At 37.6% G+C, this 26,195-nt stretch carries 20 protein-coding genes and 1 pseudogene; 8 read left to right on the top strand and 13 right to left on the bottom strand.

Annotated elements, in window-relative coordinates:
* Positions 1–16 precede the first annotated feature (16 nt).
* Complete coding sequence (locus tag E4N78_RS03485; protein ID WP_255811680.1) at positions 17–709, bottom strand: PrsW family intramembrane metalloprotease; 693 nt, start codon at positions 707–709, stop codon at positions 17–19.
* Positions 710–802: 93 nt separating this feature from the next.
* On the opposite strand from E4N78_RS03485, the gene E4N78_RS03480 reads away from it, so the two are divergent.
* Positions 803–1,558, top strand: a complete 756-nt coding sequence (locus tag E4N78_RS03480; RefSeq protein WP_255811679.1) for an SIR2 family NAD-dependent protein deacylase — start codon at positions 803–805, stop codon at positions 1,556–1,558.
* A 302-nt stretch (positions 1,559–1,860) separates the two neighbouring features.
* A pseudogene (locus tag E4N78_RS03470) lies at positions 1,861–3,341 on the top strand (ATP-binding protein).
* A gap of 14 nt (positions 3,342–3,355) precedes the next feature.
* Here the strand turns inward: E4N78_RS03470 and E4N78_RS03465 are convergent.
* From E4N78_RS03465 to E4N78_RS03435, 7 genes are all read right to left on the bottom strand, one after another.
* Positions 3,356–5,425: a flagellar assembly lytic transglycosylase gene (locus E4N78_RS03465; RefSeq protein ID WP_255811676.1), complete on the bottom strand. Its 2,070-nt coding sequence runs from the start codon at positions 5,423–5,425 to the stop codon at positions 3,356–3,358.
* Positions 5,426–5,486: 61 nt separating this feature from the next.
* Positions 5,487–6,566, bottom strand: a complete 1,080-nt coding sequence (locus E4N78_RS03460) for a LysM peptidoglycan-binding domain-containing protein (protein ID WP_255811675.1) — start codon at positions 6,564–6,566, stop codon at positions 5,487–5,489.
* Between the two features lie 141 nt (positions 6,567–6,707).
* Entirely contained in the window at positions 6,708–7,745 is a 1,038-nt protein-coding gene (locus E4N78_RS03455; protein WP_255811674.1) for an EF-P lysine aminoacylase GenX, read from the bottom strand.
* A 14-nt stretch (positions 7,746–7,759) separates the two neighbouring features.
* Positions 7,760–8,998, bottom strand: a complete 1,239-nt coding sequence (locus tag E4N78_RS03450) for an ABC transporter permease (RefSeq protein ID WP_255811673.1) — start codon at positions 8,996–8,998, stop codon at positions 7,760–7,762.
* A gap of 7 nt (positions 8,999–9,005) precedes the next feature.
* A complete protein-coding gene (locus E4N78_RS03445) occupies positions 9,006–9,971 on the bottom strand; it encodes an efflux RND transporter periplasmic adaptor subunit (RefSeq protein ID WP_255811672.1) in 966 nt (321 codons plus the stop codon).
* Positions 9,972–11,384: a hypothetical protein gene (locus E4N78_RS03440; protein ID WP_255812311.1), complete on the bottom strand. Its 1,413-nt coding sequence runs from the start codon at positions 11,382–11,384 to the stop codon at positions 9,972–9,974.
* A 124-nt stretch (positions 11,385–11,508) separates the two neighbouring features.
* Positions 11,509–13,116 (bottom strand): ATP-binding protein, encoded by a 1,608-nt coding sequence (locus E4N78_RS03435; protein WP_255812310.1) that lies wholly within the window; start codon positions 13,114–13,116, stop codon positions 11,509–11,511.
* A 69-nt stretch (positions 13,117–13,185) separates the two neighbouring features.
* Between E4N78_RS03435 and mazG the strand changes: the two genes are divergently transcribed.
* Entirely contained in the window at positions 13,186–14,031 is an 846-nt protein-coding gene (mazG, locus tag E4N78_RS03430; RefSeq protein WP_255811671.1) for a nucleoside triphosphate pyrophosphohydrolase, read from the top strand.
* Positions 14,032–14,084: 53 nt separating this feature from the next.
* Here mazG and E4N78_RS03425 read toward each other — a convergent pair whose 3' ends face one another.
* Positions 14,085–14,828, bottom strand: coding sequence for an FKBP-type peptidyl-prolyl cis-trans isomerase (locus E4N78_RS03425; protein WP_255811670.1), 744 nt, complete (start codon positions 14,826–14,828; stop codon positions 14,085–14,087).
* Positions 14,829–14,961: 133 nt separating this feature from the next.
* Here E4N78_RS03425 and E4N78_RS03420 point away from each other — a divergent pair, with 133 nt between their 5' ends.
* From E4N78_RS03420 to ispF, 4 genes are read left to right on the top strand one after another with little or no spacing between them, the layout of a single operon-like run.
* A complete protein-coding gene (locus E4N78_RS03420) occupies positions 14,962–16,614 on the top strand; it encodes a nucleoside kinase (protein WP_255811669.1) in 1,653 nt (550 codons plus the stop codon).
* Between the two features lie 50 nt (positions 16,615–16,664).
* Positions 16,665–17,288 (top strand): CarD family transcriptional regulator, encoded by a 624-nt coding sequence (locus E4N78_RS03415; RefSeq protein ID WP_255811668.1) that lies wholly within the window; start codon positions 16,665–16,667, stop codon positions 17,286–17,288.
* Positions 17,275–18,006: an IspD/TarI family cytidylyltransferase gene (locus E4N78_RS03410; RefSeq protein ID WP_255811667.1), complete on the top strand. Its 732-nt coding sequence runs from the start codon at positions 17,275–17,277 to the stop codon at positions 18,004–18,006. The genes E4N78_RS03415 and E4N78_RS03410 overlap by 14 nt, the downstream gene beginning before the upstream one ends.
* Positions 18,003–18,488, top strand: a complete 486-nt coding sequence (ispF, locus tag E4N78_RS03405; protein ID WP_255811666.1) for a 2-C-methyl-D-erythritol 2,4-cyclodiphosphate synthase — start codon at positions 18,003–18,005, stop codon at positions 18,486–18,488. Before E4N78_RS03410 ends, ispF begins: the two co-directional genes overlap by 4 nt.
* On the opposite strand, the gene E4N78_RS03400 is transcribed toward ispF, so the two are convergent.
* From E4N78_RS03400 to E4N78_RS03390, 3 genes are all read right to left on the bottom strand, one after another.
* The gene (locus E4N78_RS03400; RefSeq protein WP_442267884.1) at positions 18,460–19,368 is read right to left on the bottom strand and encodes a SpiroCoCo family coiled-coil protein; all 909 of its coding nucleotides are present in this window, start codon (positions 19,366–19,368) and stop codon (positions 18,460–18,462) included. The genes ispF and E4N78_RS03400 overlap by 29 nt on opposite strands.
* Before the next feature lie 75 nt (positions 19,369–19,443).
* Positions 19,444–21,705 carry a SpiroCoCo family coiled-coil protein gene (locus E4N78_RS03395; protein WP_255811664.1) on the bottom strand — a complete coding sequence of 754 codons (2,262 nt, stop codon included), beginning with the start codon at positions 21,703–21,705 and terminating at the stop codon, positions 19,444–19,446.
* A gap of 73 nt (positions 21,706–21,778) precedes the next feature.
* Positions 21,779–22,480, bottom strand: a complete 702-nt coding sequence (locus E4N78_RS03390) for an HAD family hydrolase (protein WP_255811663.1) — start codon at positions 22,478–22,480, stop codon at positions 21,779–21,781.
* A gap of 129 nt (positions 22,481–22,609) precedes the next feature.
* On the opposite strand from E4N78_RS03390, the gene E4N78_RS03385 reads away from it, so the two are divergent.
* Positions 22,610–23,953, top strand: a complete 1,344-nt coding sequence (locus E4N78_RS03385; protein ID WP_255811662.1) for an MATE family efflux transporter — start codon at positions 22,610–22,612, stop codon at positions 23,951–23,953.
* 20 nt (positions 23,954–23,973) lie between these two features.
* Here the strand turns inward: E4N78_RS03385 and E4N78_RS03380 are convergent, their stop codons facing one another.
* Complete coding sequence (locus E4N78_RS03380) at positions 23,974–26,055, bottom strand: methyl-accepting chemotaxis protein (RefSeq protein ID WP_255811661.1); 2,082 nt, start codon at positions 26,053–26,055, stop codon at positions 23,974–23,976.
* Positions 26,056–26,195 lie beyond the last annotated feature (140 nt).

Here is a 26,195-nt window from a genome sequence, read left to right as displayed (position 1 = left end):
CTCCGCACGAATAAAGCTAATTACTCTTAAAGCGGTCATATCTGCTTACTGCATTAGAAATAACAAAAAACACAATAACTATCCCGAAGATTACAAAATAAGAGCCTATAGAAAAAAACATATTATATAAGCCGTGTATACCCCAAGTAAAAAGAAAAGGCTTTATAAGCTGTCTTGTCTTTTGCACCATGCTTATTTCAAGATAATACACGCCTAAACCTGCGTGTAAAATATTTGAAGTTAAACTTCTAATCCAAATTGCTTCCGGATAGCGTATTGCATAAGCAAGATTCTCAAAAGAAGCAAAAATTAAGCCGTAAAAAACCGATAAAAGCATTAGGATTCTTATATTCGCCCTCGTTTGAGCCGGAGTAATCTCATCCATATTTTTCATCTTATCCGACCAAAGCAATTTTACGAAAATAGAAAAAAGGAGTGCCTTAACGGCTTCTTCCGGCAGAGAAGAATGAATAAAACAGTCAAAAAGAATGCCGTAAGCATATCCAGTAGTTTTTAAAAAATCCTGAGACAAAAAGTATACAATAGTCTGCATTAAAATCGAAATAAGGACTGCAAAAAATGAAAACAAAAAAATATATAATAATGGTTTAACCGATAAATTTTCTTTTCCTATAATAATAAAAGCCCAAATAATTGAAAGTGCAAAAGAAAGAAACATGAGTGCTGCAATCTGCATATTTGTAAGCATACATTGAAAAAGAATTAAATTCAAGGGGTTTGCCGGACGAGGTCTTTATTTTGAGAGCAAAATGACTTATAATATTTATGTGGGGTTAAGACTATGAATAAAGAAAACAATGATTATGACAAACTTTTTTCGGAGATTACAAAAGCAAAACATCTTGTAGCCTTCACGGGGGCCGGAATAAGCACCCTTGCAGGAATTAAGGACTTTAGAGGAAAGGACGGCCTTTATAAACAGCCGAATACCGAAAAAATGTTCGATATAGACGTCTTTTATCGGGATCCTTCGGTTTATTACGGAATGGCAAAAGAATTTATCTACGGACTAGATGAGAAAAAACCAGCCATAGTGCATACCGTCCTTGCCGGCCTTGAAAAAAGAGGCATCTTAAAAGCCGTAATAACCCAAAACATTGATTTACTCCACCAAAAAGCCGGCAGTAAGAATGTAATTGAGGTGCACGGCTCTCCATCGGTTCACTATTGCACAAGCTGCTCCTACACAGAAACCTTTGAAGAAGCTGCAAAAACAGCTAAAACCGGAGAAGTTCCCAGATGTCCCAAATGCGGAAGCCCCATAAAACCGGCAATAACATTTTTTGGAGAAGCCCTTCCTCAAAAAGCCCTGATGAAGGCAGAAACGGAAGCCTCTAAGTCGGATTTTATGCTGGTTCTAGGTACAAGCCTTTTGGTCTATCCCGCAGCGGCTCTTCCGGCCTATACTTTAAGAAACGGAGGTCAAATAGCAATAGTAAACAATCAGCCGACACAATTTGACTCCTATACGGACCTTTTATTTGAAGATTTAGAAGAAACTTTCGAAGAAATAGACAAAAGATTAAAGAAAATTTAATTTTTTTATTTAAATTCACTTGACAAAAAAGTAAGAATATGGTAACTTACATTCAGGCACAGATTGCGGGTAATTATCCTAAATTACCTGCGTAAAGCGTTCATAAAAGTATTTATATGTGAATGGTTTATACTCTATTTTAATCGCTCCGGTCCGCATACTCCCGGGGCGATTTTTTTTATATTGCAAAATAAGCATTTAAGATTTAAGACTTTGAAGCCGATAGTTAAAATGAGGAAAATCTATCATAAATAATCGAAAGGGTATTTATCTTTTTTTATTTATGTGTTAGGATATGGATTATGGAAAAAGAGAAAAAAATAATTGTTGATTCAGAAAAAATTAAAACAGCCATTCATTTAGGTGTACCTATAGCTATAACTTCGTATACTCTGCCTAAAGAAACAGAAGTCTATATCACGGACGTTATCTCCGAATTTTTAAAGCAGCTCCATTGTGCCGACATTACAGACTATATCGTATATTATACAAACGAGCTCACAACAAACGCAAAAAAAGCCAATACAAAAAGAGTCTATTTTAAAGAAAGAGGTTTAGATATCTCTAATTCCGAAGATTATGAGAAAGGAATGAAGGATTTTAAAGAAGATACAATCTCAAACATGGATCATTATCTTGAACTTCAAAAAAAAGCAGGACTCTACATTAAGCTGGCACTACAGCTAAAAAAAGATAATATAGTCCTTGAAGTCAGCAATAATTCTGCCCTAACCCGTCAAGAATTTAAGAGAATTTTTGATAAAATAGTCAGAGCAAGACAATTTTCTTCATTAATGAGGCCTTTACTCAAGTTTTGGACAATACCGAAGGTGCCGGTTTGGGCCTTGTAATAATGGTTTTGATGCTCAAAAAGATGGGACTGGACGAAAAGGCCTATCAAATAGATGTTGTAAACGGCGTTACCATAAACAGAGTTACAATTCCCCTAAGATTGGAGTTAAAAAAAGAGGCCGCTCCTCTTACAAAAGCTATTGTAGAATATATCAACGAAATACCTCAATTCCCCGAAAATATTATGCAGATACAGAGAGCCATTAACGATCCCGAATCAAAGATGCAGAAGATTGCACAGCTTATAAGCAGCGATATAGGATTGGCGACAGACCTCTTAAAACATGTAAACTCAGTAGCTTTCGGTCTTTTAAAACCATGTATGAACATTGTTGAAGCCGTTAAGTTCGTAGGTTTGCGAGGTATACAGAATTTGCTGTACTCGATGGGAACCATCAAAATATTGGAAGCAACGGAAAACGAACAAAAGCAAATTTGGGAAAATGCTTATCGACTGGCTTTTTTCTCCCTAAATGTTGCAAAACTTACGGGAAAACGGACAGTAGTTGATGATGCCTATATTTGCGGTCTTCTCCATGACCTTGGAAAGATTATACTCGGTTCAATGTATCCCGAATTGGTCGTAAAGCTGGCAGAAATCCAAGCCGAAAGGAACATACCTCCTCAAGTTATGGATATGATTATGAGCGGAATGGCACAGGCCGAAATAGGAGCAACTCTTGCAGAAAAGTGGAACTTCCCCGAACCTATAATAGTAACAATAAGGTATCAGGATAACTTCGAAAATGCCCCCGAAGAACATAAGGACTTAGTCGAAAGCGTTTGTCTTGCAGATTTTATGCTTAACTTTTCTCAGGGAAAAATAGAATACTATCAAATTCCTGAAGTCCTGCTAAAAAGATTTAAAATAAAATCCGAAGAGCAACTTAGAAACCTCTGCGCACGCTTTGAAGCAGCCTTTGAAAAATAAAGACTTTAAAAACTTTATTTAATGTCGGGAAAAAGTTCCTTTATAATTTCACTATAGTCTTTGCCGTAATATAGACAGCCGTAAATAAGGGCTGAGGTAAGAATATTTCTGCCGTAGCCCCTTGTTTCTGCATAGGCAAGACTTTCTAAAAATAAATCCATCGGTAAACCTCCGCCCTGCCTTACCCAGCGCTTTACCGCATTAGGTCCTGCATTATAAGAAAACACGGCATGCATAATTTTTCCGCTATTGCGGCGTATCATATCCGAAAGATAAAAGGCTCCGAAACGGATATTTGTATCGGGATTATTAAGGTCATAAGATTCCAGCTTTAGGCGGCGGGCAATGTCGGCAGCAGTGGGCTTCATAAGCTGAGCAAGCCCTATAGCCCCCGCATGAGAAACTACCTCCGGCTTAAAATAGCTTTCACTCCTGAGCAGGGCATATAAAAGATACTCCGGTAGATTGTATTCTGCCGAATATCTTTTAACCGATTCCAGCCAAGGCCGAGGATACATTAATTTTAAATGATCTTCATTAAATTGAGAACCTGCAGAATTGACCGCAAAGGAGATAATCTTCATAGAATCGGCATAATAGCCGTTTTCCGATAAAACTTGAGAAAAGAAAGCAGCTTCTTTTGCACTGATTTGTGGGTATAAAACAGTAATCTTTTGATATAAGTGAGAGTAAAGCTTATATTTTACAAAGCCCTCTAAAATTTTAATAGAATCTTCATCCGAAAATTCAGCACTCGATTTTCTTTTATAATTTTGTTTACAGGCAGACAGGGCAATGGGGACGCCAAGCTGATAAGCTGCCATAGCCCTATAATAAAAGGAATTATGATCTTTTTCATAGGCTTCAATGTAAAGTTTTTTAGATGTTTCTTCCGGCAAACTGTTTGAGCGGGCTAGTACATAGGCAAGGCGGGCTTGTGCCGTAAATAGATTGGTTTTTTGAACGGCTTTTTGAAGTTTTTCAAGGCCTTTCCAATCTTGTAAAAGAACCAGCTTCACACAGGCATGAGCTGTCAGTTCTTCATAAACCGAAGGATTCTTCCATGAAGGAGCCGATGAGCAAAGTTCTTCCAAGAACACCTTAAATGACCTATTTTTTTCTATATCGAGGATGTACCAAAGGGCAATGTCATAGTCGTAAGGTTGGGGCGGATAGGCTTTAGCCTTTTTAAAAAGCAAAAGAGCCTTTTCGGTATTTTCCTTTCCGCCCATCTTTAGCCGCAGGCGGGCAGCATAAAAAGCATACATGTATTTTTGTACGGCATAATCGGAATGTTTTGCGGATTTTTTTTCATAAAAATCAAGCCGGTTTTCAAAAAGCATCACATCGGAGGCATAATCCGTTGAACCTGATAAGGCAGATCTTCCCGCATCAGAGAGAACCATTCTATGCTCAAAGCACGGGTTATCCCCTGCTTCAATTAAGCTTTTAAAAATACTCCACGCATCTTTAAACTGAGATTCAAAAGTCAGCTTTCTTGCTTTTAGAATATTAAAAAAATCGTCTCCGCAGCCTTTTAATTCATTTTGGTTTTTTTCGATATTTTTTAAACCTTCAATAATCTCTGCATCAAATTTCTGCATATTAAGATAGTCAGGCAAGGGCTGTTCCATTCTTTTAAAATCCCCCGATAGGAATAGTAGCCTTTGAATTTCTTCCCTTATTGTTTGATTGTCTAATTTATTGTCTAATTGGATAGCTTCGGGTAAAGTAAGTTTTGCTTCAAGCTTTTTAAGCTTTTCTTCATTGGATAAAAGAGAATAAAGAGCATCATCGGCCAGTTTTTTATAGGGTATGGGAGCATTTTTTACTGCGTACTCAAAATAAGCCCTAGCCGATTCATCATAGATTTTTTTATCCGAAGCCCCTACCCTCGCCTTTTGGAGGGCAAGGCCTATATAGTACAAGGACGAAGGGTCGGTATTATACAGCTTTTTCAGTTCCAAGGTTTGGGGCTTTAAAAAGCGGTAAAAATTTTCCGAATAAAGGTCCTCAACCAGGCGGGCTTCTTCCGTTTTATCGTAAGAGCCCGCACAGGAAACACTGCAAAGACAAATAAACAAAAAAGACAAGATTAAAGCAATGCGGATAAATTTAAAAGTTATAAGGCTATCCTCTTAAAAATTATTTAGGCGGAATATCTATATAGGTTCCTGCTATAATCAGGTTCGGATTTTTGATTTTATTGTAATCCGCTATTTTTTTATAGAGCCAAGGAGTCTTATAATAGGTTTCGGATAAATCCCAAAGGGTATCACCCCATTTGATCTTGTACCTTACTACGCCCTTAGAATTTACATTCGATTTTTTTTGAGCATCAGCCTTTTTCTTGGCATCAGCTTTTTGTTTAGCTTCTTCTTCAGCTTTCTTTTTAGCCTCAGCAGCAGCCTTTTGCTTGGCTTCTTCCTCCTCTTTTTTCTTAGCTTCAGCCTTTTGCCTTTCTTCCTCTTCGGCTTTTCGTTTAGCTTCGGCAGCGGCTTTTTCTTCAGCATTTTCTTTAGGAACCGTAGAGGTCGTAGCATTTACATCTTTTTTAGACTCCTGCACTTGTTCAATCTTTTCAAGGGCAGAGGCTATTTTATCCCCATCTGCAAAGGGCATTTTTTTTGTCAAAAGAAGGATTGCAAAAACCAAGGCCGTTATACAAAGAATTATTATTATAATTATCAGCCATAGAGGCATCTTTTTCTTTTCGGATTTTTCTTCACTTTGACCGTAAAGCTGAGAATCTGCCCCGGACTCTTCCTCATATAACTCTTCCGTTGAAGAATGTTCAGCCGGCATCATAAAATCATCGGTATCTATGATCCCCTCATCGGAAGTTAAAGGACTATCAAACGAGGCAAAATCGAAATCCAGTCCATCAAGACTTGCCTCATCAAGGTTTTTTAAGGAAACTTTTAGAGACTGATGCGAACCTGAGCCCTCATCAATCGCTTCTGCAGAAAGATTTTTTTCTTCATCAAGCTTTATTTTGAGGTTTATGGTAGGATCCCCTGCAGCACCTGTTGAAACATCTTCTACAATAAGGGAACCTATGTATTCGGGAGCTTCTTTTTCAAATTGCTTAAATAAATTTATTTGAACGCTTTCCTGATTTTCCCTAACCGTAGTCAATTCCAAAGATTGTTCCGACAAAGCATCTTCATCCAAAATCGGGAAAAATGTCCCGTCTGCAAGTTTTATTCCTATTTTTGAAGCCATAATATCCTCCTGCAAAATTCCAAGTTTAATAATTATTTACAGCATCTATAACTATTCTAAACGCAAAATAGGTTCTTGTCAATGAATTTAAAACAAAATCAAGACCTCTTATGTTATTATCGGATAAAATATCTTAAATAATTAAAAGTTTTTACCGTATATCGTAAAATCGAGAGTTTTTTTTCCGGCCAAGAGCATGATAAGGCGGTCAAAGCCCATGGCAACACCGGAGCATGGCGGCATCTTAGAGCAAGTCTCCCCGAAGTCCTTTACAGGGGGATGCGGAACGAGAGCGTTTTTTTGCTTTAATTCGTTTTCGTTTTTAAAATAAGAATTTATTTTGCTTTCATTTCTTTCTTCGGTATAGCAGTTTGCAAGCTCAACCCCGTTTAAATAAACTTCCCAACGCTCGACAGTCTTCCATTCAATAACTTCATTTTTTTTATTGAAAATCTTTTCGGAATTTTCTGCGGCAAGGCAGGGCACAAAGGCGGGATAATCCAAAAGAGCTATGAGTTTGTTTTTAGGAAGATTGGGCTCAACTGCGTGGACTAAAATAAGCTCATATAAATCGTCCTCTTTCCAGTCCGAATAGTTTTCAGCTTCTCCGAGCCCTAACTTTTCAGCGTAGTAAGCGAGTTCCTCCGGTGAATGTTCCGTACTTAAAGGAACTCCTGCGTATTTTCTAAAGGCCTCGTCCATAGTCAGACACTCAAATCCCTTTGATAAGGTTTTTAAGACCTCCCCGTCAACAAGAGGATTTTCTTTAACCCTATCGGAAACATGGCTTAAAAATTCTTCGCTTATCTTTACGGAATCTTTATAGTTTGCGTTTACCGTGTAATATTCCAGCATGGTAAATTCGGGGCTGTGGATATTGCCTATCGATTCTGCATTGCGGTAGCATTTTGAAATCTGAAAAACCGAGCGGGCTGTTTGGGCTATTATCGGCTTAATATAAACTTCGGGCGAGGGAACCAAAAAAAGAGCTTTCCCCTGATGAGTATCTTTTGACAAGGACGGACTTATGTATTCCGTTTTAAAAACTTCCAGACAGGTTTCGGGGATTAGCTCTTCTGAAAGAGCCGGCGTATCCAATTCCAAATAATTCTTTTTAATAAAAAATTCTCTTGCGGCCTGAATACTCAGGGCACGCAATTCTAAAGCTTCAATATCCATAAGAAAAACCTCATTTATTCTGCAAGGGCTAGGACGGGATCAAGCCTAGCCGCCTTGATGGCAGGATGAAGGCCAAAAAATATTCCCGTACATACGCTGACCGAAAAGGCTATCAGCGAGCCCGAAAAATTGGGTAAAAAGATTATTTCGGGAGGGAAGAAAACATTTACAATCAGCTTACTGATTAGAAGCCCTAAAACTATACCTATGAGCCCCCCTGTAAGAGTAAGAGAAGCCGACTCTATTAAAAACTGCATTCTTATGGCTCCGCCCGTAGCCCCGAGAGCCTTTCTTATGCCTATCTCCCTTCGGCGTTCGGTTACGGTAACAAGCATTATATTCATAATGCCTATTCCCCCGACAAGCAAAGATATTCCCGCTATGGCTGAAAGCACAAGGCTTACCATTCCGGTAATCTTAGTCATTTGCTCAAACTGCTGACGGGCAGAGTAAACCCACAGAGCAAAACGGTTACCGCCCGACAGTTCTTCAGAAAAATCCTGAATCTTTACTTCAACCTTGGAGGAGTCCTTAGGATCCGAGATAGCAACTTCGGCTGCCCAAACAGCCTCAGATACCTTTCCCGGAAGCCTACTTAAAGCAAATTTTCTTGGAACAAAGACGGCATCCGAGGTGCGGATCACCCAGGTATTTTTGGGTTTTACAACGCCTATGACCTGAAGACGCACAATAAGTGGAGGAGACTTTTCGCTGCTTGACGGAATCTGCAAAGTAATAAATTTACCTACAGCCCTGCCCTCAGGAAAAAGCTGAAAAGCTATCCTTTCGCCTATAATAGCCTTTTCAGCTCCCATAGAATAATCGGAAGAAGAAAAAAAACTGCCGTAATCCATAACCACGCGGTGAGATTCAAGCCTTTCAGCTTCAATTCCTTCTATATCGCTAATTTCAATCCGCAAATCATTCCTTATAATCGAGGCTTGAAAAGTGTTGGAATAAAAAACATGCTTTATCTCGGGAATTTTTTGCATCAACTTTTTACGGAAAGCTTCATCAAATTTTATGCTTTTACCTTCACCTGCGAATTCGGGATTATCCGCCTGAGTTCCTATGTTGATTATATCCATACTGAACTCTTCAAATTCTTTTATCATGCTGTTTGAAAGAGAACTTGCAAGGCTTGTAACAATTATAACCGAGGTAACGCCTATCACTATGCCCAATAAGGAAAGAAGGGTCCGCATCTTGTTTGTTCTAAAATTATGAAGGGCGTTTATAAAATCTTCAAACATTTTTCTCTTACCACTTAGGAGGCTTTACCCTCAAGGTATCGCCTTCCTTTAAGCCGGATAAAACTTTTACAGTGCCCGGAGTATAGGCTTCAACTTCGACATTAACCCTTTCAATCTTGCCGTTTTCAAGAACTCTTTCAACATATGGTTCGCCCTTATCGTAGGAAAGAGCCGTTTGATCCAAAAGCAAAACTTCTTCATCTTCACCGGCAATGATGTTTCCGCTAAAAGAATAACCGGGTAAAACATTTTCGGGAAGCTTATCGACAACTATCTTTGTTTCTATCACAGTAGCGCCCCTTTGGGAGCCGGATTTAGCGATTGAAGAATGATAGGTAACACGGCCTTCCACTTTTTCATCGCCGAGAGCTTGAAAGCTGAGTAAAACTTTTTGCCCTACCTTTAACCGCGGAACATCTCCTTCGGAAACATCGACAGTAGACTTAAAAAAGGAGCGGTCTATAATCACCCCGAAATTATCCTTGGGCATAACGTATGAACCTTCGGTAAGATCAAAAGAAACGACTATACCGTCAAACTTTGCATAAACGCTTCTATCCCGTAAGGCCCTCTTTAAAGATTCAAGCTCCAGTTTCATCAATTCAAGGTTTTTAGAATAGCCTTGTAATTGTTCTTTTTCAATAGCAAATTCCTGCTTTGCAACTTGAAAAGCCTGATAGGTATTGTCAAGAGCAAAGATAAGGTCGCCTTTTTTTACAATATCGCCTTCTTTAACCGCAACCTTTTTTATAAGGCCTTCGCCCGGAGAGTGAAGGTTTTGCTGTTGAGCAGGCTGAATATAACCTGAAACTTGAATAACATCCTGTATCACTTCTTTAGTTACCGTAACCGTTTGAGAAATCTCCTCAGTTCCCTTCTTGGGTAAAAAAAGAATCCAAACTATCAAAAGTATAATTATTGCGGCAGCAACTGTTAATATAATTCTTTTATTTTTTTGCTTTGTATCCTGCATTTATTTTTCCTCTATATCGAAAGCTTCTTTTAACTCTGCATTGAAAATATGTACGGCGATATTCGAATCGGCTGAACCTAAAAGAGCAGTAATATATTGCAAAGAAGCCTGCTTATTTTCCAAAGCGTTTATAAGTCCCCTTTGGAACCATTTAGCATGCTCCTCGGCATTTTCTTTATAAATATCCAGTTCTTCGGCATAGCGGATTTGCTGCCATTCAAGCTGTTCCCATTTAAGTTTAAAAGTATTAAACTCTTTAGCAAAATTATTTCTCGTGTTTCCCAGCTTTATCTTTTCGCCCGCTTCTTTTAAGGCAACATTTTTTTTATTAAGATAATAATCATAAATTGCAAGCGGATTTATCGAAAAAGACACTTGCATGGCCGGAACGGAAGCGGAGTCCAAACCTAAGCTAAGGCCCGTATCAAGCCTTACCCCGGGAAACATCAGCTGCAGCCCCGAACTTATGTTCTTATTTTGATTCATAGTATAAGAATATCCCAAACTTGCAGAAGCCGAAAATGGGCTTAAATCCATTTTATTTTTTTCGAGAAGTTTTTGATAATCATTTTCCGCTTTTAAAAGGGGCTTATAGTTTTCCGCCCTTAGGTTTTCCATAGAAATCAGCTTTTGTTTCGGGAGACTTTTTGCAAGCCTTATAAAAAATTCATCCTCGTCTTTTTTTGGAATATCAAGACCGCAGGACTCAAAAAAAAGACGGGCGGAAACCTCAAAAGAAAATTCCGTTTCTTTTTCTGTCCTTTCGGAGCTTATCAAATTAAGCCTTGCTGTTCTCAACTTTGAAGATGTTTCGGAATAGCCTTCTGCAAGAATCTGTTTGTAGTTAATATCGGCCTGAATGCCTGAAAGCCTCTTTGAAAGAAGAGCCGAATATTCGTTTAATATTTTTTGAATATCGGTTAAAAGTTTTTTTTCGGCAAGCTCTTTAACTCTCCTCACTTTATTTTCTGCCTCTTTAAGAGCCTCCAAGGAAGTTTCAATTTCCTGCTTTTTTCTTTTGCGGGCTTGGCTGTAAATATCGCCTGAAAGCCCCAGCGAAAAATCTTGAGAACTTTTTCCCATCTTATAAGAATAAGGAGCGGACAGTTTGAGTCCCAGATTATTATAAAGAGGCATACCTGCCGAAATCGAAGGCTGTACGGAAAATCCCGATTTATCCTTTTCGGAACTAAGATTAAAATTTAAAGTAGAACTAAAGTCAAAGGCAAAGAGAGAATTAAGCCTTACGGATTTATAATTATTTAGAGCTATCGCCGCTTCGTTTTCTATCAAAACAATATCGGTATCGTTTTTGCAGCGGTATTCTAAAATTTTGTCATAAATATTTTCTTGAGCAAAAAGAACATTTAACGAAATGAAGAGATAAATAAAAAAAGAATTATGTTTAAGCATTTTTGACACTTGTAAGATTACAAAAAAAGAATAAAAAAGTCAAGGAATTGGAATCGTTTCCGATAGGGAAGTCAATTTGTGTGTTGGCTACGGCTTGAGGGCATAGCTTACCGATAAAACCCTTTCACGCTTCTTCCGTAATCCATTCTTTTACAGTTTTTTCTTCCGGATCAAAGCTGACACCGATGAGCATTATCTTTTTCTTTTCGGCCTTGTACCTTTCGGCATATTTTTTTTCTTTGATTTGCTTTAAGGCGGCTTCAGCACTTTCTTTTAGTTTAAACTCAAAAATATAAATAGCTGTTTCGGTTTTTATAAGGGCATCTGTTCTTCCGTTAGCGACAGGTACCTCAAGCTCGATAAACTGTCCTAAAAGGGCAAAGACCAAATAAACGCAGACTTGAAAATTATGCTCCCTCAATGCGAGGCTTTCATCGGTATCCTTTTTTATATTGTCGTAGGGAAGGCTTGCCATTATCGACTTTAACCTTTGCATAAACTCTTCTAACCTTCCTGCAATTATATCCCTATAAAACTGAGCTATGCAAAAAGGCCCATCCGCATAAACTACATTGCAATAACTCGGAAAAAGATTATATAAAAAACCGTACCTGACTTCATCGTTAGGGAAACCCAACCTATAAAGGTGCAAGAGTTTATCATAGCCCTTAATCGTTAAATATCCTGCTTGAAACAATACGGGTATTTCGGAACCTGCTTCAGCCCTGTAATCCGATAAACCTGCAGAGGTCATCTCTACATTTCCGTCTAAGTCGGGAATATGGTAGTCTCCTTTTTTTAAGGCTTTTACCAAAAAAGTGGGCGTTCCCGTTGCAAACCAATAATAGTCAAATTGATTTCCAAAAAAGACATTTAACAAGCTGAAAGGATTGTACATTCTTTCCGTTTCGGGCGAAAAACAATACCCATCATATTTTTGCTGTAAGGTTTTGATGCACTCTTCATAGCTTAATTCGTTAGCTTGGGCTAAGGCTTTTATTTCCGGTTCAAAGGTGTTTAATAATTCCGTATGAGTTATTCCGCAGATACCTGAAAATTGAGGTGTGAGGCTTATGTCGTTTAAGTTATTTAAGTCACTGAAAATACTAACCTTACTGAATTTAGTAACTCCGGTTAAAAATGCCAAGCGTATATATTGGTCGGCACTTTTTAAAACCGAATAAAATGATTTTAGAACAGCTCTATATTCTTCATTTAAGGCTTCATTATCCATGGAATATAAAAGAGGCTTATCATACTCGTCAATTAAAACGACAACCTGTTTTCCGGTTTTTTCGTAGGCTCGTTTTAAAAGCCCTTCAAAGCGTTTTGCAAAGTTATCTTCTGCCTTAGATGTGCCGTACTTTTCTTCCAAATCGGATAAAAATACATTAAAATTGGTATTCAAAGCTTCAATGCAGTCATATTTTCCGACATTAAAGTCCAAGTAAAAAACTGGATACTCCTGCCAAATTTCTCTTTTTCCCTTTTCGGCTTCTTCAAGTTTTTCGATTGCTAAACCTTTAAACAATTCTTTTTGCCCTAAAAAGTACGCTTCAAGGGTTGAAAGAAAAAGACTCTTTCCGAATCTGCGGGGGCGGCTTAAAAAATAAACACGGCCTGTCGAGGCTAACTTATAAACATATTCGGTCTTATCAACATAGAGATAATTATCATCACGAAATACTTTAAAACTCTGTACGCCTATAGGCAACTTTCTACTAAAATCCATCATAACTAATATTTTAGCATAAGGAAAACAGCTTGTCAATTATCGAATCTTTTTGCTATAATGCAACACATGGAAAATTCACAACTGATTGAGAGCTTTGAAGCTCTTTTTAATGTAATCAAAAGATTAAGGGGGCCGGGAGGCTGTCCATGGGATATAGCCCAAACCCCTATGAGTATGCGCAAGTCCCTTTTGGAAGAAGCCTATGAGGCAGCTGACGCAATAGAAGAACACCATAGTACCGGACAAAATGCCGAACATGTAAAAGAAGAACTCGGCGATATTCTTTTAAATGTACTGATGATTTCGTATATGTATGAACAAGAAGGCCTTTTTTCGACTGCCGATATTATGAAAAATCTTACCGAAAAGCTGATAAGGCGGCATCCCCATGTTTTCGGGGAAACGGAAGGCTATGAAGGGCCTGAAAGCGATAAAAAAGCTTCAACTCCCGAATCCGTTTTAAACCAATGGGAAAACATAAAAGAAAAAATAGAAAGGCCTAAGGCCGAATCAATTTTAGACTCCATCCCCAAAAATTTTCCGCCGATGTTGAGGGCCTTAAAGATTTCAAAAAAGGCAGCAAAGGCCGGTTTTGAATGGACTGAAATCGGCGGCCTTATCGAAAAGATGGAAGAAGAGATGACAGAATTTGCCGAAGCCGTTAAATCAGGATCCGAGGCGGCGATGGAAGACGAGATAGGAGATGTCTTCTTTGTTGCCGTCAATGCTGCACGCTTTTTAAAGATAGATCCCGAAATGGCTTTAATGCATGCAAACAAAAAATTTGAAAGGCGGTTCCGCTTTGTCGAGACTGAAATGAAAAAAAGCGGCCTTGAGCTTTTACCTAAAAATGGGGAAAAGATGGAAGAATTTTGGAATAAGGCAAAGCTTAAAGAAAGGACTAAAAATTAGCAGGAAATAAAAAAAGAGTTTTGCATTTAAGCAAAACTCTTTTTTTTCAGTCTTTAGTTTTTAGGTGAAATACCTACAAGCTCAACATCAAAAATCAAAACCGCATTTCCGGGAATTATAACGGCACTGCCTTGAACAATCCCCTGCTCTCCATAAGCCAATGCCGGCGGAACATAGAACCTGTATTTTGCACCGGAACTCATCAACTGTAGGCCTTCTTTCCAGCCGGGAATAACCCTTGATAATTGGATTTTTACGCTTGAACCGTTTTTATATGAATCGTCAAAAACAGTTTCGTCTATAAGTTTTCCGATATAATTTACTTCAACCTCATCGTTTTCATTAGGGTGAATATCATCTTTCCCCTTTGAAAGCACTTCATACTGTAAGCCGGATTCGGTAACCATCACACCCTCTTTAGCCTTATTTTTTTCCAAAAAGGCATTAGCTTCTTCAAGAGATTTTGCGGCCTTTTCCATTTGAGCCATTTGAAAGGCCTTATTTAAAACCATATGAGCATCAGAAAGACCGGTTTCCTTAAAATCCTTGGCCATTGCTTCATTATAACCCTTTAAAATATGCTTGGGGTTGAGCTTTATACCGTCTTGCTTTACGCTTTGTGCGATGATAACGCCGAAGGCATAACCGACCTCTTCCTCGGTTACCGAAATTTTTTCCTTTTCATCGGCAGCCTCGGAAGAAACTTCAGCTTCCGCTTTTTTATCCTTACAGGATGTAAACATAAAAAACAAACAAACACAACATAACATAAGAGTAAAATTTTTAATAAATTTCATAGAATAAATCCTTATAAATGTAAAATAATAGAAAGCGTAAGAATATCAGTCTTTTAAAAAACAGTCAATAGCTGGACTTTTATAAAAAATATGGTATAATTAAAAAGTACAATTTAATTTAAAGGAGAATCTTATGGCTTCATTTAAAATAACTTTTCCTGACGGAACTCAAAAAGAATTCGTTCATCCGGTATCGGCACGCGAGCTTATACAATATTTTCCTCCCCTCCCGGCTCCTATAGTTGGTATAAAGGTAAACAACTTAGTAGTCCCTTTGAACAAAACCATCGATATACAATCCAATATAGAACCGGTAACATTAGCCGACCGTGAAGGCTCAAACTTTTACAGAAGAACCCTCTGCCTGATTTTAGCTGCTGCAGCAAAGGAGCTTTATCCCGATTTAAGGCTTTTGATGGGGCACAGCTTGGATTACGGTTATTATTATACTCTCGAAGGGGAAAAAGCGGATAAGGCAGACTTTCAAGCTATTAAGAAAAAAATGAATGAAATGGTAGCTGACGATATGCCTATTGATACTCATTGGCTTTCCTACGAAGAAGCCTTGGAAAAATTTGAACACTCGAACCAGCCCGATACCTATAGACTTTTAAACTATACGAGTAAACCCCGTATTTTAATAAACCGCTTAGGTAATTATGAAGACCTTTATTTTCAGCCTCTAATGGATAGGATAGGTGAAGTCAAGGTTTTTGATGTAATGCCCTATCAAGACGGCTTTTTGCTCCGTTTTCCGAGAACATCATCCCATACAAAACTTTCGGAATTTGAGGACCTTCCGCATCTTTTTGAAATTTATAAGGAATATAAACAATGGGGAAAACTGGTCGGCGTTTCCTCCGTCGGACAGCTAAACGATTTGATTACATCAAGAAAAATCAAAGACTATGTAGAAATTACCGAGATACTTCAAAATAATAAACTTGCAGAAATTGCAAAACAGATAACGGATAAAAAAACCGCAAGGGTTATCCTGATAGCCGGCCCTTCAAGTTCAGGAAAAACCACCTCGGCTAAAAAACTTTCAATGCAGCTTAAGGTCTTGGGTTACATACCCAAGGTTATAAGCCTGGACGATTTTTATCTGGGTATTGCTAAAGCACCGAAAAAAGAAGACGGCAGACCCGACTTTGAATGTGTCGAAGCCTTAGATATTGAACTTTTAAACGATGTACTTATCCGCCTCTTTAAGGGTGAAACAGTCGAAATGCCTTCGTACGATTTTAAGGCAAGTGCCCGCAGACCAGAAGGCAAGATGTTCACTCCGGAAAAAAACACCATCTTTATACTGGAAGGAATACATGCACTCAACGATAAGCTCACAGCAAAAATAGATAACTCCTTAAAGTTTAAGGTCTACCTTTCGGCCCTAACCCAGCTTAACTTAGATGACCACAACCGTATTCCTACCTCGGATAATAGGCTCATAAGGCGCATAGTTCGGGATGCCCAATTTAGAGGAAGTCCTGCAGCAAAAACAATAGGAATGTGGGGCGATGTAAGAAGCGGAGAATCAAAATATATTTTCCCCTTCCAAGGAAATGCAGATGCTGCCTTTAACACAGCCCTCGACTATGAACTTGCAGTACTAAAAGTTTATGCAGAACCTCTTTTAAAGGCAGTAAAACCGAATCAAAAAGAATACAACGAGGCATCGCGGCTATTAACATTTTTAGGAAACTTTTTACCCCTGCCGGCCAGTTTTGTACACGGACAGTCCATATTGCGGGAATTTATAGGAGACAGTGCATTTTCGTACAGCTAGATTCGGCCTCGTAGACTAAAAAAGATATTTATGCTATAATGACTTCACTTATGAGTAAGAAATTGGTTTTTTCCGCAAAAGAAGTCGTTGTTTACCCTGGCCAGGGCGTTGGTACTATAACCGATATCACAAAAAAAGAGATAGCCGGCGAAGTTATAGACTATTATGTTATTTATCTATCCGATTCCGATATGACGGTTTTAGTTCCCATTACCGGAATTGATAACCTCGGAATCAGACGTATAGTAACAAAGGCCGAAGCCGAAGCTGCTCTTAAATTTCTCTCTGAAGATTTTGAGCCGATTCCAATCGATTGGAAAGCACGCTACCAAATGAATATGGATCTATTTAAAAGCGGAGAAATTTTAAACACAGCTTCTGTTGTACGCTCCCTCTACCAGCGCAGTAAAACAAAGGAGCTCCCGATTCAGGAGAGAAAACTTTATGATTCTGCCTATAGAATTTTTCAAGACGAAATAGCTGCCGCCATGAAGATGACAAAGGCAGAAGTAGAAGCCTCAATCCACTTGCACCTTGAACCTCTTGGCGGGCCGATAGAAAAATTCAAAGATGAATATGATGATGACGATTTAATCGCAAATGATGATGAAAGACTTGACGATGACGATATGGATGATGATGACATAGAAGATTCGGACTATGAGGACGATTAAAAGTTTAGGATTTGCAGCGGTTATAACGGCAGCAGGCAAATCCGAAAGAATGAAAATTGGAACAAAAAAAGAATATTTAAAATTGCCTGAATACGGAGAGGGTGTTACAGTTCTCTCCGAATGTCTTTTTAAATTTTTACAAACCGGATTGTTTTCCGTTTTGACTATTACCCTACCTGCCAAAGATATTCCTGAAATAAATAATTTAATTTTTAACGATAAAAGAATAAAAAAAGCTCTGCTTGAAAAAAACACAAAAATAATCTTTACAGCAGGAGCCGATACGCGGCAAGCTTCAGTCTTCAATGCTCTTACCGAACTTGAAGAGCTTAAAGAAAAAAACAAAGCCGATTTTAACTTCGTGCTAATTCATGACGGAGCCCGCCCATGGGTCAGCCCTGAGCTTATAAAACGAGTCTGTAATGGGTTAAGCAAGCAGGGTGCGGTAATCCCCGGATATCAAGCCGTTGATACACAAAAAATCATAGATAAATCAGGCAAAATAACTCAACACTTAAAAAGAAGTTCAGTATATTCGGTACAGACACCTCAAGGTTTTGACTTTAAAAAAATATTAGAGGCTCACAAACAAGCTTTAGGAAACGGAAAAGAATATACCGATGACAGCGAAATTTATGCGGAATTTGCCGGAGATGTTTTTATCTGCACGGGAGAAGTTTTCAACAAAAAAATAACTTTTAAGGAAGATATAAAATGAGAACAGGCCTAGGCTATGACTTACACCGCTTAGTCCGAGGAAAAAAGCTTATGATGGGAGGCGTTCATATTCCTTTTAAAAAAGGTGAAAAAGCCCACTCGGATGGAGATGTCCTCCTTCATGCTATAACCGATGCCCTTCTTGGAGCCTGCGGAATGGGCGACATAGGAGAATTTTTTCCGCCGAGCGATAAAAAATGGAAAGATGCAAATTCGGCAGACCTTTTATCAACAGTCTGGAAAAAAATAAACGCACAAGGCTGGAAAATTCAAAACATCGACTGCGTAATAATAATCGAAGAACCTAAAATCCTTCCCTTCAGAGAAGAAATAAGAAAATCAATAGCAGCCATTTTAAAAATAGAAAAAGATCAAATTTTTATAAAAGCCAAAACCGGTGAGGGAATAGGTATAATAGGAAAAGGCAAGGCCGTTGCCGCCCTTGCCTCATGCCTTATCTTTTATCCGAATACTCAAGAATAAGATCTACTTCGCCTAAAGATAGATTTAAAGCTTTTGCAATTTCACTGTTTTTCCATCCCTGCCTAGAAAGTTTTAGTACATTTTCTTGAACGCTTATTGAAGGACTTCCGCTTTCATTCCTCTCAGGTTTTTCGCCTTTAAAGAGATCGGCCATAAGTTTTAGCTGAGCTTCGGATTCGCTTGAGATTTCTTTTAGTCTGGTTTCAGTGGCGGCAAGCCAGCCTCGAGCCTGTTTTAAGTTATCCATTTTTGAATTTAAATCATTTAGGGCAACATCTACACTTTCTATCTTTTCACAGACAGCCTCTGCCCTTCCCTGATTTGCCAAAAGAGTTTCAAGCGTAAGCTTTATCTTTTCCATTTCAGGCGGAATTGCATTTACTTCGGTTTTAAAGTTTTTAATGTCAGACTCCAGTTCCTTTAAATTTTCAAAAGCAGAATCTATGCTTTCCAAAGTCTGATTTAAAACGGCATCCTTTTTTTCCAATCTTTCGTAGCGTGTATTTACATCGCCTATACTCTCTTCAATTCTGCGTATTTGCACCTGATATTGCTGAAGGTCGTCATTTACAGCCGTCAGCTCAATTATTTTTTTATCCATAGAATCTGAAAGAGCATTAAGCTTTATAAACTCACCTTCAAGGAGTTCAATGTTCTTACGCTCATTTATAAAACGGTTTACTTTTTGTTTGGCATCTTCTTCCAGATGAGATACCTTTTCATATTGAAGAGCCAGATCTTCCATTGCATTTTTGTAAACTTCAAATTTAGTAACCTCGTTTTTAAGGGCGGCAATATCCTTTTCCAAACCTTCTTTCAATTCATCCGCACGGTCAAAAACTTTTGTTTGAGATATAAAAGCATTTTGTTTTTTATCAATTTCTTCAATTACCGCACTAAGACGATCGGAATCTGCTTGTATCTTTTCCCTGACCTTTTCTTGGGATTCATCAAGTTAGGTCCGCACCTGAAGAATCATATCGTTAATACTTTGTACCGAGTACTCGGCTTCAGAGGAGGCTTCTTTAATTTTCTTATTGATTACCTCATTTAGTTTTTCTGCCTCAGTATCAAAACGGTCTGTTACTTTGGCAGCATGTTCTTCAATAGCCTTATTTGCAGATGCAATCTTATCATCAACGGAATTTAACTTTGCCTGAATACCATTAAAAGTTTCACCGTTCTTTGCTATAAAATCTTTATACTGGGCATTATATTTGGTATCAAGATTTTTAATGGCATTTTCAGTTAGGCCCGCAAAATTTGTAATCTTATCATCAAAGAAAGAACGGGCATCCGTAAATTGCTGATCCGTCCGGTTTTTCCATGACTCAAAATCTTTTTTGATAACTTCTAACTGAGCCTCCGACTCTTCGCGGATTGAAAGCAGTTTCTCCTGCAAATTTTTTGAGGTACTTTCCAGCTCGCCGTTTTGAAGAGAAATAGCCTCATGTACTTGAGCCTTATAAGATGCAAGTTCATTTTCAAGCTGTTGAGAAGCCTTTGTTTTTATTTGATCAACATCTGCCCTGAAGGACTCTATATATTGCTCTACAGTACCGTCGACAGCTGAAACCCGTGCATTTAAACCTATTTCAATTTCTTTAACCCGCCCATCAAGTTTTGCAAAAAGAGTCTTATATTCGTCGGCTGTCTGACTAAGCCGGCTTCTAAGCTCAGCTTTATACTTTTCTTCCAAATCTTTTCTAGCTGATTCATTTTCAGAAGCAAGAAGAGCCATGTTTGCCGATACATCTTCTTTCCACTGATCAAAGCTTAAGTTTATAGCCTCGCTGCGTTTTGCAAGGTCAGAGAAAAACTCGTCTTCAAACATTTGAAGTTTTTCCGAAACATTAGTATAGGCCTTAGATTTTAGGTCATCTATACCTGCATCGATAGCTTTCATCCGTTCACGGATTTTTTCGGAATTATTAGTAAACTCGTTAAAAAAGTTTTGCTGACTTTGCTTTGAAGCGTTTACATAAGATGAAAAATCGGCCATTATCTCATTTTTAATACCGGCTTGAAGTTTTTCAATTTCTTCCTTAAGAACATCTACATTTGCAATAGCCTGTTCAAATTTAGTGAACCTATCTTCCGTTTGAATTCTAAATTCATTTAATTTTTTGTCTGTAAATTTAGCTAAAGAATTTACATTGTCTTGGAAATTTGAAGCCAAAGAATTAAATTGAGAACGCATAGTTGATTCTGTTTGGTTCAAGTCGGCAGACAGAGCATCCGATCTTACCGAAACTGCATTTTCAACTTCCTTTAACCTTTCTGAAATGGAATCTATACGGGAAGAAATATTTTCTTCTTTTTCGGAAAAATCAGAATTCATTTGAGCAAGATAATCTTTAGCTTGAGCTTCCCATTCCGTTTTAAATTCCGAAGCTATTTGCCTTGTCATACTTAAATTATCATTCATTTGGGCTTCAATCTCGGAAGCTGTTTCCTCAAATTCTTTTCGGTAGTTTTGAACTCTTTCAGCTGTTTCTTCCTTCAACTTGGCAAATGCAGCTTCTTGCAGGGACCCAGCCTTATCGGCAGCCGAATTATAGGCTTCCCTGTAAAGATCCTGAAGTTTAATGGAGGTAACTTCTAATAATTCTCCCGTATCTTTTTGCGCCGAAAAAAGACGGCTTTCTACATCCCTTATTACAAGCCCCATTTCTTCTAAAATTTTATTTTTATATTCACTAAGCTTTGCATCAGCTTCAGCTGCAAAATTTTGCTGTAATTCAGGTATCGTTTCTGTGAGTTTTTGAAGTTCAAGCTTTGCGCCGTTAATCGATTTTGCAAGAGAGTCTACAAAATCCGCCTCCTGTGTAATTTCAGTTAAGTTTTTTTCGGCTAAGGAGGTCATATCCATCAATTTTTGAATCGTTTGTTCCGATTGCGAAATATATCTGTCGATTTCTTGAATAGCAGCAGAGCGTTTTTCAATACCTGCAGTATTTTCTAAAAATTGTTTATAGATATCGTCAAGTTTTTTTACGGTAGCTATAGCCCTTGTTTGCTGAACATCCAGTTCGGTAGAAAGGTCCGTTAAATCGGAATTTTTTTTGTTTACAAATTCCTCAAGATCCACCCTGATTTTATCGCCGTACCTTTTAGCCTTTTCTATGGATCGGTTACTTTTATCGCTTTGTCTAAAAGCAAGAACAATACCCACACAAATTACCAATGTTATCAGATCGAATAGAATATATGTCATTAAAAAATCCCACCTTTTTTTACTCTTAGGCCTCATCTGAAAGCAGAAAAAACCTACCTTACATATTATCAGATTATATCATAAATTTCAATAATTGGCGATAGTTTGAAAAATAAATATCGGGGTTTTCCGATGATTTTGGAAAAAAGACTTTCTTTATCAATATGGAGAACCATCCTTTTATACAAGCCGTGTACATTCCGGCAGATTTAGCCCCTGCAATATCATATTTAAGATTATTTCCAACATAGAGAATCTTATTACAAGGCACCCCTAGGTCCTCAGCCAGCTTTTGAAAAGGTAAGGGAGAGGGTTTAAGAGCTCCAATAGTTTCACTCCCCAAGGCGGTATCACATAGAGGTAAAATTCCCCATACATCATTTTTTTGTTCAGGTAAAAAATCCGAAAGAAGTCCTATCTTCAAGCCCTCGCTTTTAAATTTTTCTATAGCTTCCTTTGCAAAAAAGTAAGGCTTTATCCGCGCAAAACGCTTTTTCCAGCCGGTATAAATTTCAGTCTCCAAAAAGGCTTTAACTTCTTCCTGAGTCTTTCCGCTGTGTTTTGATAATATTTCGGCTTGAAAATCAAAAAAATTGCTCAAAACTTTGTCCGGATTTTTTTCTTGCCATAATCTAATATCTTTGCGCGTCTTATTAAAAGCAGACATTAAATTAAAATTTTTTAAAAGAAACGGAATTATCCGTAAATTAAAACGCCATGAAGGATAGAGAGTCCCGTCGATGTCAAAAGCTATAGCAGAAATACCGTACTTCATATTATTTTATACTATAAATGTATAGCTTTGTCTAGCTCTTGGTTTTGTTATCGGTAATTGACAAGCTCTAATTTTATTTCTATTATAAATCCAAGATTTTAACGGGGAATCTCAAAACGGAAAAAAATTATGTACAAAAAAAATTTGGATCTTACCGAAGGTACAATTTGGAAAACTTTGATAATATTTACTCTTCCCATCTTGGCCGGAAACTTTTTTCAGCACTTATACACGGCAACCGATGCCGTCATTGTGGGAAAATTTACAGGTAAGGAAGGACTTGCAGCCATTGATTCCGTTTTCAGTTTATTAAAATTGCCTATAAGCCTTTTCGGCGGCCTTTCAGCCGGAGCAGCAATTATTATCTCCCAATTATTCGGCGCAAAGAAAACTAAAGAGCTCTTTTATTCAATTCACACTTCTATAGGCCTCACCCTTATTATGGGCATAAGCCTTTCCATAATCGGAGTTCTTATTTCGCCCCTGCTTCTTTTTGTCATGGGCGTTCCTAAAGATATTTTTAATATGACATTGAGCTATGTCAGAATTTATTTTGCAGGAATGAGCGTTTCCCTTTTTTATAATATAGGCTCAGGAATTTTGCGCGCAATGGGAAATTCTAAAACACCATTTTATGCTCTGATAGTTTCTTCAATACTAAATGTAATCTTAGACTTAGTTTTTATAGGAATATTCAATTGGGGAATAGGAGGAGCAGCCCTTGCAACCGTCCTTTCGCAGCTTGTAAGTGCGGTAATAATTCTTTTTGCTCTCACTAAAAAAACGGGATACAGTCCCTTACTCCTTAACAAGATAAAAATTGACAGATTCTCTTCCATTAAAATTGCAAAACTCGGACTTCCTATCGGGATACAGTCAGCTTTTTTTCCTATAGCAAATATGATAATTCAGGCAAGAGTAAACGGTACCGGAACGGAAAACATCGCGGCTTGGGCAGTTTGCGGCAAGCTGGACTTTTTAATTTGGATTTTACTTGAAGCTATGACCTCTTCGGTTGCAACATTTGTTGCTCAAAATTACGGTGCAAAAAAATATGAGCGCATTACCGGAGTTGTACGCTTAAGCCTTATTATGTCCGGCATTATGATAGGAAGCGTTTGCCTAATTCTTTATTTTTGGAATATACCTTTAGGAAAACTATTTATCAACTCAAAGGATTACGAAATTCTTATAATAACCGAAAGGCTCATGCACATCCTAGCACCCTTTTATACGGTCTTTATATTTGCAGAAATCCTTTCAGTAGCCATCCACGGAACGGGAGAAACTTTTAAACCCATGTTAATAACCCTTCTCGGAGTTTGTGCTTCCCGCATTGCTTGGATATTTTTATTTGTTCCTATAAATCCTACAATAGAAATGATTGTCTTAGCCTTTCCCATATCATGGACTTTGACAAGCATTATATTTATAATTTATTATCCAATATATAGAAAAAAAAATTATACTTAGAAAAATAATTTTTCCTTAACTCAAACCTTAAACTTTGCAATTTCAGAAGAAACACCGGAGGCTGTTTCCTTGCTTAGCCGAGCAATATCGCTTACTTCTTGAACGGTTTTATTTACCTGACCTACGCCTATGGACATTTCAGTCATATTTTCGGTTATAGTTTCTGAAAGAGAAGAAAGGGTCTTGAGCTCTTGAGAAATATTTTTTATCCTGACAAGCATTTCATCGGAACTTTTTTTGACAGCTTGACTTAATTCTCCCATTCCGTTTATTTCATGTAAAACGGATTCTGCATCTCTAAGCTGTTCATTCATAGTGCGGATCATTCCGTCTTCTTGCCTGTAAATAAAGTCCATCATAGAGCTGATTTTTTCAAATTGTTCGGAAACGCGAGGTCCTGCACCGTTTAGATTTTCGATCATGCTTTTTAGCTCTTCCAAAACCTTTGTAATCGATTTCCCTTGTTCACCGGATTCTTCTGCCAATTTTCTAATTTCATCGGCTACAACAGCAAAACCTTTTCCGGATTCTCCTGCATGGGCGGCTTCAATTGCAGCGTTCATTGCCAAAAGGTTCGTTTGGCTTGCCGTATTTTGAATAACTGAAATTGCATCTAAAAGGCCATCGGACTGTTCGGTTACAATACGTGTAATATCTACAACCGATTTTACCGTTTCTTTTCCTCGATGAGTAGCCTGTTCAAGTTCTTTAATTGCTTTTAAGTTGTTTTGAGCTTTTCCCCTAACATCCTCAACATGCGAAACAATCTCTCCTATAGCCTTAGTAGAAGACATAAAACTTTCAGACTGATTATCTATATGAGCATCAAGTTCCACAATACCTTTCGATATTTCATCTACACTGCTAACAGCGTTCCCGACACTTGCATTTTGAGTGAGTATCTTCCCTCTAACTCCTTCAATGTTTGTTGTAATTTCATTTAAAGCAGCTGAGGATTCAACCATATTGGAAGATAAATTTTCGCATATGTCCTGCATCTTTCCCGTATGAGCTCCTATGTTTAAAAGAGCAGCGCTGATTTTTTTGATTGCATTATTTAGGACTGAGGTTATATTTCCAAGTTCGTCATTAGAGGTTTCAGCTCTTATTGTAAAATCGCCTTCGGCAATCTTATTAAATACGGAATTCATTTTAGCAAAGCGGGCAAAAAAGAGCCTTAATAAAAAGGAAGTAAGCAATAGCACAATAAGCAAAATACTAAATGACCAAATGATAGGCAGGCGTAAAATTAAAAGCATGGATGGAATAAAATCCCCCATCGGAGCACAAAGCATAATTGAATAAGGGAAATTTTTTAATTGTTTTTTTGCAACAATAACCTTACCTAAATCTTTATCCTTATAATAGTAAAGCCCGGGAAAATCATCACAAGGTGAAAGAGAACCTGTAGTATCTTCAAGTTTTTTCCCTATTAGATTAGCGTTTGAAGAAAGTAAAACATCACCATCTTTTCCAATAAAGCCCAGCCACGAATTATCACTGGGTATAGATTGTTTCATTTTTTCTACAGCCTTATCCAAATTAACGGCCACGCCTGCAAGCCCTAAAGCTTCTCCTCTATTATTAACAACTTTATAATCAAACCAAAAATTTACAACTCCTAAAGTTTTATTGTGGTCAACGTTATAAAAGATCTCTTCTTTTTTCTTTAGAATATCATAAAACCATGAATCAGCCTTATTATCTTTAGATAATTGATCCCGCACAATGTTTTGATTTTTATCTACTACATAATAAGAACCGGTCAATCCGGAAGCGGCAAAACAGGTACTGAACTTTTCATCGTTTGCAAGCTTTAACATCATGGCTTTGATATCTTCACCGCCTTGTTCATCCTCTTCATAAGATTCGAACCACCTTATTAAATTATTCTGTCCTGCAAAGCTTTTTGAAAGAACTAAACCGCTTTCAAGATTTCTTTGCAGCTCCGAAAAAGAAGAGTCCAAAATATAATGAAGATTTTTATAAAAAATACTCTCTATAAATGATCTTGTATAATAAAGGGTTGAAGTCAAAGCTCCAAATACAACAATAACCAAGGTAAGAGTCAAAATTAAATTTACCGATGTCCGAATTTTCATTATAGCCTCAAATTTAATATTTATTCTCTATTTTAATATATTTTCTCAAAATTATCTAGTAATAAAAGAAAAAAAATTGCAATGAAAATTCTCAATTAAGATTTCAAAAAGATATTGGCAACATTATTAAAATATATTAT

This window comes from Treponema denticola, assembly GCF_024400535.1.
GTDB classification, from domain to species: domain Bacteria; phylum Spirochaetota; class Spirochaetia; order Treponematales; family Treponemataceae; genus Treponema_B; species Treponema_B denticola_C.
Note: the sequence above shows the minus strand (reverse complement) of the source record. Positions and strands in the feature narration are given on the sequence as shown.

Coding starts and splice junctions, on each gene's coding strand:
- E4N78_RS03485 (WP_255811680.1), bottom strand. CDS start 709: ATGCTTACAAATATGCAGATTGCAGCACTCATGTTTCTTTCTTTTGCA.
- E4N78_RS03480 (WP_255811679.1), top strand. CDS start 803: ATGAATAAAGAAAACAATGATTATGACAAACTTTTTTCGGAGATTACA.
- E4N78_RS03460 (WP_255811675.1), bottom strand. CDS start 6,566: ATGGCTTCAAAAATAGGAATAAAACTTGCAGACGGGACATTTTTCCCG.
- E4N78_RS03455 (WP_255811674.1), bottom strand. CDS start 7,745: ATGGATATTGAAGCTTTAGAATTGCGTGCCCTGAGTATTCAGGCCGCA.
- E4N78_RS03450 (WP_255811673.1), bottom strand. CDS start 8,998: ATGTTTGAAGATTTTATAAACGCCCTTCATAATTTTAGAACAAACAAG.
- E4N78_RS03445 (WP_255811672.1), bottom strand. CDS start 9,971: ATGCAGGATACAAAGCAAAAAAATAAAAGAATTATATTAACAGTTGCT.
- E4N78_RS03440 (WP_255812311.1), bottom strand. CDS start 11,384: ATGCTTAAACATAATTCTTTTTTTATTTATCTCTTCATTTCGTTAAAT.
- E4N78_RS03435 (WP_255812310.1), bottom strand. CDS start 13,116: ATGGATTTTAGTAGAAAGTTGCCTATAGGCGTACAGAGTTTTAAAGTA.
- mazG (WP_255811671.1), top strand. CDS start 13,186: ATGGAAAATTCACAACTGATTGAGAGCTTTGAAGCTCTTTTTAATGTA.
- E4N78_RS03425 (WP_255811670.1), bottom strand. CDS start 14,828: ATGAAATTTATTAAAAATTTTACTCTTATGTTATGTTGTGTTTGTTTG.
- E4N78_RS03420 (WP_255811669.1), top strand. CDS start 14,962: ATGGCTTCATTTAAAATAACTTTTCCTGACGGAACTCAAAAAGAATTC.
- E4N78_RS03415 (WP_255811668.1), top strand. CDS start 16,665: ATGAGTAAGAAATTGGTTTTTTCCGCAAAAGAAGTCGTTGTTTACCCT.
- E4N78_RS03410 (WP_255811667.1), top strand. CDS start 17,275: ATGAGGACGATTAAAAGTTTAGGATTTGCAGCGGTTATAACGGCAGCA.
- ispF (WP_255811666.1), top strand. CDS start 18,003: ATGAGAACAGGCCTAGGCTATGACTTACACCGCTTAGTCCGAGGAAAA.
- E4N78_RS03395 (WP_255811664.1), bottom strand. CDS start 21,705: ATGACATATATTCTATTCGATCTGATAACATTGGTAATTTGTGTGGGT.
- E4N78_RS03390 (WP_255811663.1), bottom strand. CDS start 22,480: ATGAAGTACGGTATTTCTGCTATAGCTTTTGACATCGACGGGACTCTC.
- E4N78_RS03385 (WP_255811662.1), top strand. CDS start 22,610: ATGTACAAAAAAAATTTGGATCTTACCGAAGGTACAATTTGGAAAACT.
- E4N78_RS03380 (WP_255811661.1), bottom strand. CDS start 26,055: ATGAAAATTCGGACATCGGTAAATTTAATTTTGACTCTTACCTTGGTT.